15 protein-coding genes and 1 pseudogene are annotated in these 16,884 nt (G+C 25.6%); 1 reads left to right on the forward strand and 15 read right to left on the reverse strand.

What is annotated here, in order from left to right:
* Nucleotides 1–12 precede the first annotated feature (12 nt).
* The 10 genes and pseudogenes from ASUIS_RS07675 to ASUIS_RS07715 all read right to left on the reverse strand — a co-directional run bounded on the left by ASUIS_RS07675 (nucleotide 13) and on the right by ASUIS_RS07715 (nucleotide 11,129).
* On the reverse strand, nucleotides 13–2,211 hold the full coding sequence (locus tag ASUIS_RS07675) for a methyl-accepting chemotaxis protein (RefSeq protein ID WP_226799878.1): 2,199 nt from the start codon (nucleotides 2,209–2,211) through the stop codon (nucleotides 13–15).
* An 11-nt stretch (nucleotides 2,212–2,222) separates the two neighbouring features.
* A complete protein-coding gene (locus ASUIS_RS07680; RefSeq protein ID WP_118886477.1) occupies nucleotides 2,223–3,305 on the reverse strand; it encodes a chemotaxis protein CheA in 1,083 nt (360 codons plus the stop codon).
* Nucleotides 3,306–3,917 carry a hypothetical protein gene (locus tag ASUIS_RS07685; RefSeq protein ID WP_118886478.1) on the reverse strand — a complete coding sequence of 204 codons (612 nt, stop codon included), beginning with the start codon at nucleotides 3,915–3,917 and terminating at the stop codon, nucleotides 3,306–3,308.
* Between the two features lie 10 nt (nucleotides 3,918–3,927).
* Complete coding sequence (locus ASUIS_RS14000) at nucleotides 3,928–4,398, reverse strand: CZB domain-containing protein (protein ID WP_407923312.1); 471 nt, start codon at nucleotides 4,396–4,398, stop codon at nucleotides 3,928–3,930.
* A pseudogene (locus tag ASUIS_RS14005) lies at nucleotides 4,389–4,968 on the reverse strand (methyl-accepting chemotaxis protein); the annotation flags it as partial. The gene ASUIS_RS14000 and the pseudogene ASUIS_RS14005, both read right to left, overlap by 10 nt.
* A 579-nt stretch (nucleotides 4,969–5,547) precedes the next feature.
* The gene (locus tag ASUIS_RS07695) at nucleotides 5,548–7,398 is read right to left on the reverse strand and encodes a methyl-accepting chemotaxis protein (RefSeq protein WP_118886480.1); all 1,851 of its coding nucleotides are present in this window, start codon (nucleotides 7,396–7,398) and stop codon (nucleotides 5,548–5,550) included.
* A gap of 40 nt (nucleotides 7,399–7,438) precedes the next feature.
* Nucleotides 7,439–9,430: a HAMP domain-containing methyl-accepting chemotaxis protein gene (locus ASUIS_RS07700; protein ID WP_118886481.1), complete on the reverse strand. Its 1,992-nt coding sequence runs from the start codon at nucleotides 9,428–9,430 to the stop codon at nucleotides 7,439–7,441.
* Nucleotides 9,431–9,548: 118 nt separating this feature from the next.
* Nucleotides 9,549–9,854 carry a hypothetical protein gene (locus tag ASUIS_RS07705; RefSeq protein ID WP_118886482.1) on the reverse strand — a complete coding sequence of 102 codons (306 nt, stop codon included), beginning with the start codon at nucleotides 9,852–9,854 and terminating at the stop codon, nucleotides 9,549–9,551.
* 257 nt (nucleotides 9,855–10,111) lie between these two features.
* Complete coding sequence (locus ASUIS_RS07710) at nucleotides 10,112–10,300, reverse strand: hypothetical protein (RefSeq protein ID WP_118886483.1); 189 nt, start codon at nucleotides 10,298–10,300, stop codon at nucleotides 10,112–10,114.
* Nucleotides 10,301–10,310: 10 nt separating this feature from the next.
* The gene (locus ASUIS_RS07715) at nucleotides 10,311–11,129 is read right to left on the reverse strand and encodes an HDOD domain-containing protein (RefSeq protein ID WP_118886484.1); all 819 of its coding nucleotides are present in this window, start codon (nucleotides 11,127–11,129) and stop codon (nucleotides 10,311–10,313) included.
* Nucleotides 11,130–11,333: 204 nt separating this feature from the next.
* Here ASUIS_RS07715 and ASUIS_RS07720 point away from each other — a divergent pair, with 204 nt between their 5' ends.
* Entirely contained in the window at nucleotides 11,334–12,389 is a 1,056-nt protein-coding gene (locus ASUIS_RS07720; protein ID WP_118886485.1) for a PAS domain-containing sensor histidine kinase, read from the forward strand.
* Here ASUIS_RS07720 and ASUIS_RS07725 read toward each other — a convergent pair whose 3' ends face one another.
* From ASUIS_RS07725 to ASUIS_RS07745, 5 genes are all read right to left on the reverse strand, one after another.
* Nucleotides 12,390–13,082, reverse strand: a complete 693-nt coding sequence (locus ASUIS_RS07725) for a winged helix-turn-helix domain-containing protein (protein WP_118886486.1) — start codon at nucleotides 13,080–13,082, stop codon at nucleotides 12,390–12,392.
* Nucleotides 13,083–13,151: 69 nt separating this feature from the next.
* Nucleotides 13,152–14,264, reverse strand: coding sequence for a hybrid sensor histidine kinase/response regulator (locus ASUIS_RS07730; RefSeq protein ID WP_118886487.1), 1,113 nt, complete (start codon nucleotides 14,262–14,264; stop codon nucleotides 13,152–13,154).
* Nucleotides 14,265–14,272: 8 nt separating this feature from the next.
* The gene (locus ASUIS_RS07735; protein ID WP_118886488.1) at nucleotides 14,273–14,902 is read right to left on the reverse strand and encodes an NAD(P)H-dependent oxidoreductase; all 630 of its coding nucleotides are present in this window, start codon (nucleotides 14,900–14,902) and stop codon (nucleotides 14,273–14,275) included.
* A 24-nt stretch (nucleotides 14,903–14,926) separates the two neighbouring features.
* Entirely contained in the window at nucleotides 14,927–15,832 is a 906-nt protein-coding gene (locus ASUIS_RS07740; RefSeq protein ID WP_118886489.1) for a DMT family transporter, read from the reverse strand.
* 20 nt (nucleotides 15,833–15,852) lie between these two features.
* Complete coding sequence (locus ASUIS_RS07745) at nucleotides 15,853–16,881, reverse strand: NADH:flavin oxidoreductase/NADH oxidase (RefSeq protein WP_118886490.1); 1,029 nt, start codon at nucleotides 16,879–16,881, stop codon at nucleotides 15,853–15,855.
* Between the last annotated feature and the right edge of the window lie 3 nt (nucleotides 16,882–16,884).

Raw genomic sequence — 16,884 nt, forward strand, 5'->3', positions numbered from 1 at the left:
TAATAATATTTTCTATTTTTTCACAGAAGGTATTTTAACATTATTAAGATTAGTAAAAATTTTAAAAGTATCTATTTCAACTTCTTTTGCTTTTTTATTCAAAGTTTCATTCGAGTCTTTATTTGAATTTGCATCAACTAAATCTTGTAGATTATTATGGAATTTTTTATTTAACATATCTATATTATTTATTATTTCCATATCAACTTTTTTAGTTGAATTAATCTGATTTTCACACCACTGTTTTAAAGTTTGGTTTTCCTCTATTTTAAATGATTTATAATCACCTAATTTTGCATATACTTTATCTTTTGTATTTAGTACTTCTACTTTTAATAAAGCAGTATCGTAAACTAAATCTACATCAGCAACTTTATCTAAAGAGTCTTGTAAAAATGAAGCTTTAGCAGCAGCTGTTACTAAAGAGTTTGACATATTAGCAATATTTTCAGCCATAGTTGAAATTTGATCTGCAACTTGTGCATTTTTTTGAGTAGCTTGATCTAATAAATTAATAGCATCATTAATTTGAACTATTCCTTTTTCTTGTTCTTTTGAAGCACCAGCAACTTCATTTATTGTCAAAATTGTATTTGAAATATTCTCATTTAATTCTTTATATCCTTCAATCATATTATCAGATATATTTTTACCTTCTTTAGCTTTTCTGCTAGCTAATTCAACAATATTTTTAATTTCTCGAGCTGCTTCTGCACTTCTATTTGCTAGGTTTCGCACTTCTGCTGCAACTACTGCAAATCCTTTTCCAGCTTCACCAGCAGTTGCAGCTTCTACGGCTGCATTTAAAGAAAGAATATTTGTTTGGAATGCAATTTGATCAATTACTTCAATAGCTTCATTTATTGAGCTTACTTCTTTATTTATTTCATCCATTGATTTAGCAGTTTGATTTGCCAAATCTTGTCCATTTCTAGCAGATACTGTAACATTTTGAGCAAGTTGTGACATTTTATTTGTTGCTAATGTATTTGCTTGAATTGTTGATGTTATTTCTTCTAATGCTGCTGCTGTCTCTTCTAGTGATGCTGCTTGTTGATTTGAAGAAGTTGACAGATTATTTGAAGCACCTGAAAGGGTTTGAGTACTTTCATTTAATGCATTTCCTGTATTCATAACCATTGCTAAAATTTCAGAAGTATTATTTCCTACAAGTTTAATACCAGCTGTTAATGAACCTAAGTTCCCATAAATTCCATCATCATCTATTTTATAATCAAATTTTGATTCTGAATAATATCTTAATGTTTCATTGATTTTATCTAAAGTATCTTTTGTACTTAAAATCATAGAATTTAATCTATTTTTTAAATCTTCAACATGTGGGTTTGATGCTTTAGCATTTACTTTATATACAAAAAATCCATTTGCAGTTTTTTCTAAAATATCACTTGCTTCTTCTATTACAATAGCATCTTGTTTTAAACCAGCTCTTACTTTATCCATGTAAGCATTAAATAAAGTTGCAACTTCACCTATTTCATCTTTTGATTCAACAGCTAAAGATATATTTGTATCATTAGAATGTAATAGATTTTCAAATCCATGTTTTAATTTTTCAATTGGATTAGTAGCTCTTCTTACTATAAAGAAAATTAAACCAATAGTTATAAAAGCTAATACTACAGATATTATTGAAATTTCTGTAATTAAAGCTCTTATTTGTATATCAGCTTCATCTAATGAAAAAGTTAAATCCATTACTCCAATTACATCACCTTCATTTTGATTACCATGACACATTAAACACTCTTGTGTTGCAATCATAGGTTTTATCATTCTTATATTGTGACCATTTTCATTATGTGTTTGTAAAAGTAAAGGTTGTTTAGAATCAAATGTACTTAAAACTTCTTTATCTGTTGTATATGGAATACTAGAAGGATATAACTCCATTAAAGATTTACCTTTTGCAACAGTTAAGTTTTTAACACCTTTGATATGTCTTGCATCTTCTTCTGCTTTTGCTATTTGTACAGGATCTCCTGTATTCATTGCATTTCTTAGACTTTGAAACATCGCAGCATTTAACATCTCTAGATTCTCTTTTGTTTTTTCAATAGAATCTTTTGTCACTTTAGATGTTGTAAAATATACAACTGTAATACTACTTAGCGACATTAAAATAAATAGAGCAACAATTATCTTATTACTTATTTTTTTTGTTATTAATTCAAGCAAAGAATTAAACATTTATTCTCCAATTAAAAATTTTCAATAATACTTTTAACATCAATAATAATACCAATGCTTCCATCACCTCTTACCGTTGCTCCTGCAACACTATCAACTTTTTTAAAGTTGGTTTCTATTGCTTTTAAAACTACTTGTTGCTGTTGTAAAAATTCATCTATAAAAAAGGCTGCTTTTTGTGTTCCTGATTTTACGATTATTAAAATACCTTGGCTTAAATCTTGTGTTTTTGGAACAATATGTAAAAATTCATATAATCTTATTATTGGTATAAATTCATCTCTTAACATAAGTAAAGCTGAACTTCCATCACCTACTAGTTTTATCATCTCCTTTGTAGGTTGAATTGATTCAACTATTGATGAAGTTGGTAAAATAAAAATATTATCTCCAATTTTTATATTTAAACCATCTAAAATAGAGTGAGTTAAAGGAACTGTTATTGTAAAAGAAAAACCTTCTTCTAAATCACTTTTTATTTCTATATTTCCATTTAATTTTTCTACATTTTCTTTAATTTTATAAACATTTTTTAGTTGATTATCTTCTTTGATTTTAGGAAACTCTTCTTCAAAATCCAGTTCATCTTTATCAAATCCTATTCCATCATCTTCTATACAAAATGACATTTGTCCATTTAGTTGTTGAGCGATTATTTTTATAGTAGCTTCTGGATTTTTATCTTTTGCTGTTCTTTCTTCTTTTGTTTCTATTCCATAAAGAACACTATTTGTAATCAAAGTTTTAATAGATAAATCTAAATGTTCAACCAAAGATTTATCTACTTTAGTTTCTCCACCAACTATTTGTAATTTAATTGATTTATTTGCTGGTAATATTTCTTGAATAATATTGTTATAAATTGTGTACATACTTTCAAACTTAATCATTCTTATATCTGTTGCATAATCTTGAAGTTCAACTATATGTCTTTGAAAAAGAGTGATTTTTTCAACTAAATTCTTTTTTTCTTCACTAGCTGGTAAATTATCAACACTTTGAGCCATCATTGAGTTTGTTATTACTAAATCTCCAACTTTATTTAAAAGTTTTTCTAGTTTTTGTAAATCTATTGTTACATTTGAACTAATCATTTATTTCCTTTTAGTTTTTTTTCTAGTTGTATTTATTTTATATTCTACTTTTTTTAACTTCTCAATTAACTTTGAAGAGATTTTGTACATACTCATTATAATCTCTTTTTTTTCATTATCTAATTCTTTTTTTGAATTATCGTATCTATTTATCAAATCTATATAATCAATATCTTTTAAATATGGATAAAAATAAGCAGTTTTTTCTTCTTCTATTATCCATTCACTTAAAAGTGAAATAACAACCAATTCAGGTATCCAGAAACTTCCATTTGGAAGACAAACTTCAATGGTTTTTATTAAAGTATCGTAATAAACCATTAAAGGTTCTTCTTTTTTTGCAAGTATTTTTAAAGTTGCATTTTTATGGGCATTTTCTATCAAACTTCTAAGATATGTTGAATTTATTACTGTATCTTGCAAATTTAATAACAAATCTTTCAAAGTCAAATACACAACTTCATTATCCTTTTCATTAGCTAATTGAAAATAATATCCATCACTATCGACTTGATAAAAATATTGTTCCAAGGTTGTTCTAACAAATACTAAAAGAGCTTCAGTTTTAATATCTCTTAATAATTTTGGTTTTATTCTATTTGGACATGTCAATGATAAACCTTTAACAAGCGTTCTTTTTAACCATATTTAATTCATCAAAAATATGCTGTGTTATATTCTCTATTTTAATCGCTAAATCTTTTAAGTTTATATCAGCTGTTTTTTTTACATCTTCATTTATATAAGTTTGAACAGATTTATGAATATCTTCATGATATCTTTTTAAACTATTCCAACTTTCTGTATTAGTATATTTCTGAATACTTCTCTCTGATTCATCAATCCACTTTCCTAATGCACAATCATGATGTGATACAACTGACCATGTCTCATTTTTTCCTAATTTCGCAAAATTAGTTTCTTTAAATCTAATATGATCATTTTTTAATTTAGCTGTTTTAAAAACTAGATCTACATCACAAATGTAATCTCTTGTTTGTTTTGAATATTCTGCAAAGTTCGCTGCTTGTATTAATTTAGTAGAAAGTTCTGATACTTCTTGTGATAAAGAATTTATTTGATTTGCTCTCATTGCATTTTCTTGAGTAACTCTATCTAATTGATTTACTGCATCATTTATTTGATGAATACCTACTTCTTGTTCTTTACTTGCATCTTTAATATTAGATATTAAAGAAATAGTATCATTAATTCTTTTACTTAATTCTTTATATCCATCTATCATATTTCCTGAAATACTTTTCCCAAAATTAGCTTTTGTAGTTGCATTTTCTACAATTGACTTAATCTCTTTAGCTGCTTCAGCACTACGTGATGCAAGATTTCTTACTTCTTGAGCAACTACTGCAAATCCTTTTCCTGCTTCTCCAGCTGTTGCTGCCTCTACTGCTGCATTTAAAGAAAGTATATTTGTTTGAAATGCTATTTGGTCAATTACTGTAATTGCCTCATTAATAGAATTTACTTGTACATTTATCTCTTCCATTGCGACTGTTGTTTGATTTGCTAATTTTGCTCCATTTTCTGCAGATTTATGTACTTCATTTGCTAAGAAATACATATCCTCAATACTTTTAGTATTATTTGAAATTGTTGATGAAATTTCTTCTATTGAAGCAGCTGTTTCTTCCAAAGATACTGCTTGTCTATTTGCAGAAGCAGATAAAGAAGAAGATGCTTCTGATAAAATAGTTGTATCTAAATCAAGCTTTTCTCCACTAGTTAGAATCATTGCCAATAATTCTGAAACATTATTTCCAATTAATCTTGCACTAGATTTTAAACTACCATAAACTCCTATCATATTAATTTTTTCATTAACTCTACTTTCAAAATGTGAAATTCCAAAATCTAGTAATACATTACTTATGGATGAAATCTTTATTTGAAGATTTTCAGAAAGAAAATTAATTTTATTTTTAATAAATTCCATTTTTTCATCATCATATCTTGATGAAATTTTATACATTAAAAACCCATTCTCAATATGATCAATCATTTTTTCTAATTCCATATAGAAATTTTCTTTTTCTTTTTCTTTTTTTTCAAATTCAAAAATTCTAGCTTTTAGCTTTTCAATTTCAATATCTCTTTTCTTATAATTAAACATTTTAATTTTCCTATTAGATTTATTATAAACAACTTTTGTTTCTTATTTTATTCCTTTATGTTATGTTCTTTTATATAAAATTTGATTTTGAATTACATAACAAAAAGAGTTTTATTTTACATTTATATTTTTAGCTCTAACTTCATTTTTACCTAGAAACTCTTTTGCATTTGCATTTGATACAACTAGTTTTGCTATTTCATCAGTTATTACAGCCACATCATTGGTTTGTGATGCAATTGCTGCATTTTGTTGAGTTTGTCTATCTAAACTATTTACAGCATCATTAATTTGCTCAATTCCAGAAAGTTGTTCTTTACTTGACATTTCTATATCAGAAATTAAATTAATTGTATTTGTAATATTTTGATTTAACTCTTTGTATCCTTCAATCATATTATTAGCAATTTGTTTCCCATCATTTGCTTTTGATGTTGCATTTTCTACTATTGTTTTTATCTCTTTAGCTGCTTCTGCTGATCTATTTGCAAGGTTTCCCACTTCTGCAGCAACTACTGCAAATCCTTTTCCAGCTTCTCCAGCAGTTGCAGCTTCAACAGCTGCATTTAAACTTAGAATATTTGTTTGGAATGCAATTTGATCAATTATACTAATAGCATCAGTGATTAGATTTACTTGAGTATTTATTTCATCCATTGCAACTGTTGTTTGATTTGCTAGTTGTTCTCCATCATGTGCAGATTTTGTCACACTACTTGAGTAACTAGACATTTTTGCAATTGTTTGAGTATTATTCCTAATATTTGAAGTGATTTGCTCTAAGGCAGCTGCTGTTTCTTCTAAAGATGCTGCTGCTTCATTTGAGCTAATATTTAACTTATCAACATTAGCAAGTAAAATATTAGAGCTTTCATCAAGTGTTAATCCATTTGATTTATTCTCTACTAGCATATCGTTTATAATGTCAGCTAGTTTATTTAATCCAACTGTCACTTGACTATTACATCCCCCAATTCTATGAGTAAAATCAAGTTTTGCATATTTTTCTAGGGCAAGTGAAATATCATTTATATTTGTACAAACTTTTAATTGAAGTCCAAGTAACATATCATTAAATGCATTTCTTAACTCTTCAAGACTCTCATTTTGAGTACTTTTTTCAATTCTTTTATTTAAGTATCCATTTTTTACTTCATTTACTACTTTTTTTACATCATCTATTAATTCATTATCTTGAATTATTAATCTTTCTATTTTTTCTATATTTTTATTTACTATTTTTGCCATCTCTCCAAATTCATCTTCTGCTTTATCATTTAATAAAAAAACTCTTGATGATTCTCTATTTAAATATGAGAAAAATGACAATAATCCCTCTTTGAAGTTATTTAGAGATTTAATAATTACATTTGAAATAATCAATGACCCTATTATAAAAATAACAATTGTAATTAATGCTATTATTGATAATAAACTATTTAGAAATTCATTAGCTTCATTTTTTAAAGCTATTGCACTAGAATTTATTTTATAAAGTTTTTCTTCTATAGATACGCCAATGGGTCCCATTTGAGAAATAATAACTTTCATTTCTGGAGTTTCTTCTTTTATACCATTTTTCAAATCATCTATTCTTTGATTTGAAAAAGAGTCAAAGTACTCTAAGTATTTTTTTAAACTTGAAATTATCTCATCACATAAAATTTTATTTTTTTCTACATTTAATGTACTTTTAAACTCTAAAACTTCTTCATTTAATAATAAAAACTCTTTTCTAACGTTATATATGTTTTCTTTATTGGGTAACCTTAAAAATTGAAAAGCAGCAATTCTAGATTTTAAAACTTGTTGAACAAGAATATCTGATTTAGTTGCAGCACCTTCTCTTAAGCTAGTTACTCCACTCAAATGATAATAAATAACACCTACTACTATAACTATAAATATAAATATAGTTGGAAATAAAAATAATTTCTTTTTTGTACTAAATCTATCTAACATTTTTTTACCTTTTTTGTATACATTAATTATTTATGAAGTTCTAAAAGCTTTCCCATTCTACATCATCTTTTTTATTTGAAATTATTTGTGTATTTGTTTTTTTATGTAGTACTTGATTTGTTCCTATATCGTAAGATGAATTTGATTTTAAATTCATGGCTTTTGCTTCAACTTCATTTTTCCCTTTAAACTCTTTTGCATCTGCATTGGTAACTACTAGCTTCGCTATTTCATCTGTTATTAATGCAACATCATGTGTTTGACTTGCTACTGCTGCATTTTGTTGTGTTTGTTGGTCTAATTGATTTACTGCATCATTTATCTGCTCAATTCCCATTAATTGCTCTTTACTTGACATCTCTATATCTTGGATTAAGTTAATAGTATTTGTGATATTTTGATTTAACTCTTTATATCCTTCTATCATATTATTAGCTATATCTTTTCCATCATTTGCTTTTTTTGTAGCATTTTCAACTATAAGTTTTATCTCTTTTGCTGCTTCTGCACTTCTACTCGCTAAATTTCTCACTTCTTGAGCAACTACTGCAAATCCTTTTCCAGCTTCTCCAGCTGTTGCTGCCTCTACTGCTGCATTTAAAGAAAGAATATTTGTTTGAAATGCTATTTGATCAATTACTGTAATTGCCTCATTAATAGAATTTACTTGTACATTTATCTCTTCCATTGCTACTGTTGTTTGATTTGCTAATTGTTCACCATGATTTGAAGATGCTGTTACATTTTTTGAATAATTCGCCATTTTTGCAATATTTTGCGTATTATTTCTTATATTTGAAGTAATTTGTTCTAAGGCTGCGGCTGTCTCTTCTAAAGATGCTGCTGCTTCATTTGAGCTTATATTTAATTTATCTACATTTGCAAGTAAAATATTTGAACTTTTATCCAAAGTTAATCCATTAGCTTTATTTTCTACTAACATTCCTGTTATTGAATCCCCAAGTGTATTTACACCATTTGCTAGTTTTAAAAGATGTTCTTTTATATCTTTTGTTGAAATCTTTTGAAGATAATGATAGTTTGAATACTCTTCTAAGATATGAAGTACATTATCAATATTTGATTCTAAATTACTTGCCATATTGTTTAATACATTTTTTAATTCCATTAATGCAGGATTTGAAACACTGATATTTAATCTTTGACATAAGTCACCTTGCTCAAATTCTCCTAAAACAGCTATTGTTTCATCAATTAATCTTCTATCTTCTTCAATACTTTTTTGAGTTCTTTCTATATTATCATTTACTACTTTTGCCATTTCTCCGAATTCATCTTTCGAGCTTTCATTTAATAATGAAACTTTTGAAGATTCTCTATTTAAGTATGAAAAAAATGATAATAAGCCATCTTTGAAATTGTTTAATTTTCCAGTAATATCTCTAATAACTAAATAAGATAATCCTAAAAGAATAAAAAAAGACATTACAATTATAATTATAATTACTGTTTTACTTGTTTGATAAATTTCATAAGCTATTTCCGTTTCATTTTTTGCAACTTGAAGTTGAAGATTTATTAATGCAGAAATTTTTTCACCAATTGGATCAATTTTTTGATAAAGTTCTTCAACAGTAATTTGAATTAAAAGATCTCTATTTTTATTTTTACAAGCCTCTTTGATTTTTTTTGCAATTTCATCACCTTTAACCATAAGATTCTCAACATCTTTTACTAGAACTGCTTCTTCTTTTGTTAAAGTTGTAGAGATATAAGCTTGCCACTGTTTTTTTATTTTAGATTCTGCTAAATTAATATTATCTATACATTTCTGAAAATCAAAATTTTCATTTCTAGTTTGATGAGTTGTATCAACAATGTTTATTGCATATTCTTCTGCAATTATTTTCAATTGTTCAAGAGGAATAACTCTATCATTATAAACCGTTTCTAATCCACTATTTACCTTTTTTAATTCTATAACTCCGAATATACCTATTACCATTATACTTATTAATGCAATTAATGCAAGTAATGATAATTTAGACTTTGTCCTCATATTTTGTAACATTTGCTCCCTTTTTTTTTATTACTACTATCTACTAATTATTCTTTTACTAATTTCAAACTAACAACATTTTTTACTCCTACCTAAATTTATTTGTAGTTTTATAAAATTATTTTTTATTTTAAGTTAAAGGGAAACTTTTAAAAGTTTCCCAATTATCAACTTCTTGAGTTTTTGCTACTATTGTTTTTTCCACTTTTTTATTAAATACAATAGATGTTTTTTTACTAACAGCAACATTTAAATTGTAATTAAAACTTGATATAATCAAATTTCTACCTTTTACGCTATTTTTACCATCAAACTCTTTTGAATTTGCAATTTCATCAGTAATTTTTGCAACATCTTGTTTTTGTGTTGATATTGCTGTATTTTGTTGAATTGATTTACAGCTGAATTTATTTGTTTTGTCATATCTAAATAGCATTTAAAGCATTTTCTTTTGCAGTATTTTCATCTATTTTAGCCTCGAGAAAAGCTTTATATTCCGACTCAATATTTTCTTCAATACATTTAAATTACTAATCATCTTTTTCCTTTAAATTCTTTTTGTTTTTTTATTTTATGTAAATAAATATTTCATAATTAAAAAATTAAATAATTTTTTGTATTGGAATAGAAAATAGTATTATTTTCTATTCCAATAATAATAAATAATAAAAAAGAGTGTTGATTTATTTTTATTTAGCAAAATCTAAAATTATCTTCATCCAATAATTTTAATATTTCTTCTTCACCATATTTATCTGTAATAAAATAATATGCTTCATAAGGAGTTAATCCCTCTTTTATTAGATACTCAAAAATATTAATTAAATCATCTTCGTTTCTAATATTTTTAGAAATACTCTCTAAACAAAATCCACTTAACATATGTATTATCCTAATGTTCTAATAATCTATTTTGTAAAGTTTCTATTGCTTTATTTAAAAAGTCTGTTTCTAAATTATATGAAATAGCTTTTTTTAGAGCTTTTTTAGTACTGCTATCACTAAGTAAAGAGTATGGATTACAAGCTGTTTTTATAACATCTAAAACTTGAGCTCGTTGTTTATATTCCGCACTACAGATGTTCGTATTATCAACAAATTGAATCATATTTACTAATTTATCATCAAAACCCCAATATTTAAATATCTCTGCTGTAACTTGAGATGTTGTAAATCCTATTAATTCTTTTTCAACATCTACTGTATCAATACCTTCTTCTATTTTTTTACTGAATTGTTCAGATAATCCCCTACTAACAATTAATTCAGATAAAATGAATTTACCTATTTCTTGTAAAATTGAAGCTAATAAAATTTCTTCTTTTAAATTATTATCAACGTCTCCTAACCATAAATTTACCAAATTATAAGAAGCACTTGAAGCTTTAGTAAAATCTTCTGTATTTATGCAATAAGGAGATAAATCAGTTGTTAAAATATTGTTAAAAGTTTCACTAATAGCCACATAAATAGTAAAATTAATTCCTAATAAACTAATAACTCTTCCTACCGTTTCAACTTTTGATCGAAAACCAAATAATGCTGAATTAGAAATTTTAAGAAGTGTTGTTATAACTAAAGCATCTTTTTCTATAATTTTTACCAACTCATCAATTTCTTTGTCTTTTTTCTTTCTAAAATTTTCTATTTCTTCTATTGTTTGTGGTAAAGGAGGTAAAGATTCTATTTTCTCTAAAATATTTTCAAGCACTTGTTTTCCTATTTACTTAGATAAATATCTAATTATTATTTATTAATAATTATTTTATCAGAACATAGTATCATACTAGTAACATTTATTATTTTCTTTAAAATAACAAATAATTAAAGTATTATTGGATTTTTCTTTTAATAAGATGTTTCATACAAAATTTTGTTAGAATGTTGAGTATGAAATTTAAAATATGAGAAAAAGATGCAAGATACGAATAATATTTTTATGGATTTGAATGAAATAATAAATAATTCCATAGAAGGTATTTTAATAATTCAAAATGGTTTCATACAAAATATGAATCAATCACTTCTTGATATTTTAGGATATGAAAAGAAAAGTGATTTAATAGGAAATCTTGCAACAGGAATTTTAATTCCAACTTCAAAAGAAAAATTTATAAAATACAATAGTAAATTCTTTCAAGAAATTTCATTAATGACTAAAAATGGGGATGTTATTCCCGTTATTATAAAAATAAAAGATATATCTTTTTCAAATAAAGATTATAAAATGGTTTCTATTTTAGATTTAAGTGAATTAAAAGAGAAAGAAAAAATGGTACTTCACCAATCAAAACATTCTGCCATGGGTGAAATGATTTCTATGATTGCCCATCAATGGAGACAACCTTTATCTTGCGTTTCAAGTATGCTAAGTAGAATAAAACTAAAAAATAATATGAATAATGTAGATAAAGAGTTTTTAAATAATGTTTTAGATGAAATGAATGAATATATTCAATATATGTCAAATACTATTGATGATTTTAGAAATTTTTTTAGTGTTGATACAAAAAAAGAACTTGCTACTTTAAATGAAATAGTTCTTATTGTATTTAATATGCTTGATAAATCTTTTAGTTCTCAAAACATCAAAATTGAAATCCAAAATTCTGAATTGTCAAAAATAAGATTATTTAAAAGTGAATTAATTCAGATTTTACTAAATATATTAAATAATGCAAGAGATGCATTTTTAGAACGAAACATCCAAAATTCAACTATTAAAATTTCATTTTTTGAAGATAATGATTGTCAGAAGATTTTTATCGAAGATAATGCAAAAGGTATTGATGAGAAAATAATAATGAATGTTTTTGATCCATATTTTTCAACTAAAGCTATAAAAAATGGTTCTGGATTAGGTTTATATATTTGTAAAACTATCCTTGAAAAGGATAGTTTAGGGACAATAAAGGTAGAGAATAAAAATGCCGGAGCTTTTTTTACAGTTATTGTAAATAAAAAAAACTAATTAAATAGTATTTATTACATAACCTCTATTTGATGAATTTTTAATAAATGATTCATCTGTTTTTTCTCTAATGTGTTTAATAACATTTCTTAATGAATAAATAGAAAACTCTTTTCCTCTCCAAACTGTGCTAGAAATATCTTCGTAAGTAACTAAAACATTTGGATTTAAAGCTAATAGATTTACTAGCTTTCTTTCTGTTTTTGTAAGTTTAATGATTTTTTTACCTTGAAATAAAATTTCTCTACTTATATCAAAATAAAATCCATTTTCGAATTGAACTTTTTTGTTTGTATATAAAAAACTTAAACTTATTTCTATATTATTTAATAAAAAACTTTCATCAGAACTTTTATTAAAAATCACATAAGTATTACAGTATTTATGCAAAGAAAACTCTTGTGGAGTTTCATCTTCTAATACAATCATTGGAATATTAAAAGTATAAGATTTTGTTTGTTTAAAAACATCAATAAACTTCCCTAAAGAATTTTTACTATTATCAAAAACAATTAAATCAAAGGCATTAATTTCACCATTTAACAAAGCAAATTTATCATTATTGAAAAATGAAATATTATGTTTGTCACCTGAAATTTTTTTTAACTTATCTAAAAATTTCATATCTTCACTTATAACTAAAACTGAATTAACATTTTTATTATTTGTAGTATAAAGAAAAATACTGTTCATTATAAAATCTCCTAAAAAATATATTTACAAAGGAATTTTATAATTAAATGGTATTGCAATAGTATCATTTTAATAATTTTCTAAAAAAATTATAAAACTTAGTCCTTTTTGAGTATTTAAAACTTTTAATTCACCATCAAAACTGTTTTTGATTATCAGTTTTACCATATGTAGACCAATACCAGTGCCACTATCTTTTGTTGTGAAATAAGGTTCTAATATCTTTTCTAATTGGTTATTTTCAACACCTAAAGCATTGTCTTCAATTATTAAAATATTTTTATTATCTTTTTTAAATAATTTAATAAAAATTTCTGGTTTTTTAATATTTTTTTCTTTAAATGCATCTAAAGAGTTATTTATTATGTTTATTAAAACCTGAGTTAGTTCAACTTCAACACCAAATAATTCTAATTCTTCATCAATATTTAGATGAAAAACCACTTCTAGTTTATCGATTTTACTTTTTAATATTTCTTTTGATTGATAAATTGAATTTTTAATTAAAAAGTTTTCTTTTTTCTTATTAGGATTAAAAAAATCTAAAAAACCATTTATTGTTTTATTCATATATTCAATTTGCTTTTTAGTACTTTTATAAAAATCTTCCATATAAATATCATTTAATTCTTTAAATTCGTAAGACAAATTTATATCTTCAACACATAAAGATAAAACATTTAAAGGCTGTTTTAGTTGATGAGAAATCAAACCTATCATTTCTCCCATACTTGCCATTTTAGCACTATGAATTAGTAAATCTTCGGCTTTAGTGAGTCTATCATTAGAAGTTTTTATGGTATTAAAAATATTTATGTAAATTTTGAGTTTTGAGATTAGAAGTTTGTTATCAATAGGTTTTGTAATATATTCTATTCCACCTATATTGTAACCTCTATTTTTGTATTCATCTTTTTCGTAAATTCCTGTTATAAAAATAACAGGAATATCTTTTGTAGATTCAATATCTTTTAGATATTGAGCAAATTGGAAACCATCAATATCAGGCATTTGAACATCGGTTAAAATCAAATCAATAGGATTATTCATCACTATTTCTATTGCTTCTTGAGCTTTAAATGCTGTAAAAATGTTTATATCGAAGTTTTCTTCAATTAACAGTTTTAAAGAATAAATATTTTCAGGAATATCATCAAGTAACAATATACTAAATTTATTCATTTTTTTCCTTATTTTATATATTCAACCACATTTTCCAAAGGTTCTCTTAGTTGTGATGATTGAGGATTTATTCTATATCCAAAAGGAATTATAGTTGATAATTGATATTTTGTAGTATCAAGTTTTAAAATTTCTTCAACTTTTTCTTTTTCAAATCCTTCAATCGGGCAAGAATCTATTCCTTTAATTGCTGCTGCCATCATCATATTTTCAATAGCGAAAACTGTTTGTTTAGTAGTCCAAGCATAAATATTTTCATCACTTGAAAGGGTTTGTTTTAAATGATTTGCATATAAATTCAAATACATATCAAGTTTTTCTTGAGGCATTTCTCTTCTTTTGAATTTTCGCTCAACAATACCAGATTCAGGTCTTACAGCATCTATTGCAGCTAATACAATCACTAAATGTGAACAAGTAGTGATTTGAGCTTGATCCCAACAAACAGGTTTTAATTTCTCTTGTAACTCTTTATTTGTAATAACAAGAAATTTCCAAGGTTCCATTCCAAAAGAAGATGGTGCTTTTCTTCCAGCTTCTAAAATATAAGTTAATTCTTCATCACTAATCTTTTTTGTTTCATCAAAAATTTTACAAGCATGTCTAAATTCTAGAGCTTCTAAAAATGTTTTTTCCATATTTTTTCCTTTATATTAATTTTATTAAACACTTAATATTTTACTTTTTTCTGTTTTACTTTTCATATTAAACAATAAAACAGCAACAAAAGACAACAAACAACCCAAAACCGTAGATAAAACTATTTTTTCATTATATGCGAAATAACTTGAAATAATAGCACCAACGGGAACAATAAACATAAAAACTCCCGTACGATGAGCCCCTATTTTACTAGCTGACATAAAAAATAAAGTCATTGCAAAGGTTCCTGAAAAAACTCCAATAAAAATTATATTTATCCAAAATACCAAATCTAATGCAGAAAAATCAAAAGGATGACTAGGCAGTGCAAAAAGCATATTTATAAATCCAGTTACTCCAAAAACCACTAAAGTATAAAACATAGGATCAGCTCTTTTTGAGGCTTTTTGAGAAAATATTGTAATCATTGCCCAAACAATCGCACAAGCTAAAAAATATGAACTATTTATATTTAAAAATGCAAAGCCTTCAAATGGAACTCGAAGAAGAATCAATGAACCTAAAATTCCAATACCAAGTGCAAAAATCTGTTTTTTTGTTACAACTATTCCAAAAATCATGATAGATAATAAATATGTAATAATTGGAGCAATTGAAGTAACCATAGTTCCTCCATATCCAGCTTGTCCATGAGAAAGTCCAGCAAAAAACAAATAGTTGAAAACAGCACTTAAAATTCCTGCTCCTAACATATATAAAAAACCTATTGTATTTGTTTTTAGTCTAGTTTTCATATACCAAATAACTGGTAAAATACTTAAAAAAGAGATAGCATATCTCCAGAATGCCGCAATTTCAGGAGTTGAATGCTCAACTGCTGCTTTTCCAGAAGTCCATGCAACTCCCCAAATTAACATAGCTACAACCATACCAATAAAATATTTGGTATTATTTTTATTATCCATTTTATCTACTTTTTGATTTATTAAAACGCTCGTTGATAAGATGAATTAATCTTATCTTTTTCTTTAAATTCACTTGCCGCATAAAAAGCAAAATTTGGACTTCGTAATAATTCTCTTCCATAAGCCACAAAATCACAATATTTTTCTTCTAAAAGTTTCTCACCTTCAATTGCTGTTGTAACTAATCCAACTGCAATAACTGGAATACTAATCTCTTTTTTTATCTCTTTAGCCCAATTACTTTGGTATAAAGGTTCAATTTTTGGTGTTTTATCTGTTTTTTCTTGATTTCCACCTGAAGATACATGAATAGCATCAATTCCTAGCTTCTCAAGCTCTTTTGATAAATAGATTGAATCATTTATATTCCATCCATCTTTCATCCACTCATCTGCGCTAATTCGTACGATTAAAGGTAAATCAACTTTTTGTTTAATCTCTTTTGCTATTTCTAAAACTAATCTACATCTATTTTCTAAACTTCCACCATAAATATCTTCTCTTGTATTACTCAAAGGTGATAAAAATTCACATAATAAATAACCATGTGCAGCATGAAGTTCAATTGCATCATAATTGGCACTTTTTGCTCTGATTGCAGTTTTTACGAATAATTCTTTAATATTTTTTATATCTTCTAAACTTGCACTAATTGGTGTTTTAAATGGTTCTTCATCACTAAAAGCTATTACACTTGGAGCAATAGGAGTTGTATCTTTAACAGTAGATTTTCTACCTGCATGGGCAATTTGAATAGCTGTTTTTGCTCCAAAAAAATGAATATCTTCATTTAATTCTTTATGTTGAATTATTTGTGAATCTTCCCATAAACCTAAATCTGCATCTGAAATTCTTCCTTTTGGCTCAACAGCAGTTGCTTCAACTATAATAAATCCAACACCACCTATTGCCCTTGCTAAATAATGGGTTTTATGAAAAGTTTTTAACTCTCCACTATCATCACTTTTATACATACACATAGGAGGCATAACTATTCTATTTTTTAGCTCAAGTGTCCCTATTTCTCCTTTTTTAAACAATAAACTCATAAC

The organism is Arcobacter suis CECT 7833, assembly GCF_003544815.1.
Classification (GTDB): domain Bacteria; phylum Campylobacterota; class Campylobacteria; order Campylobacterales; family Arcobacteraceae; genus Aliarcobacter; species Aliarcobacter suis.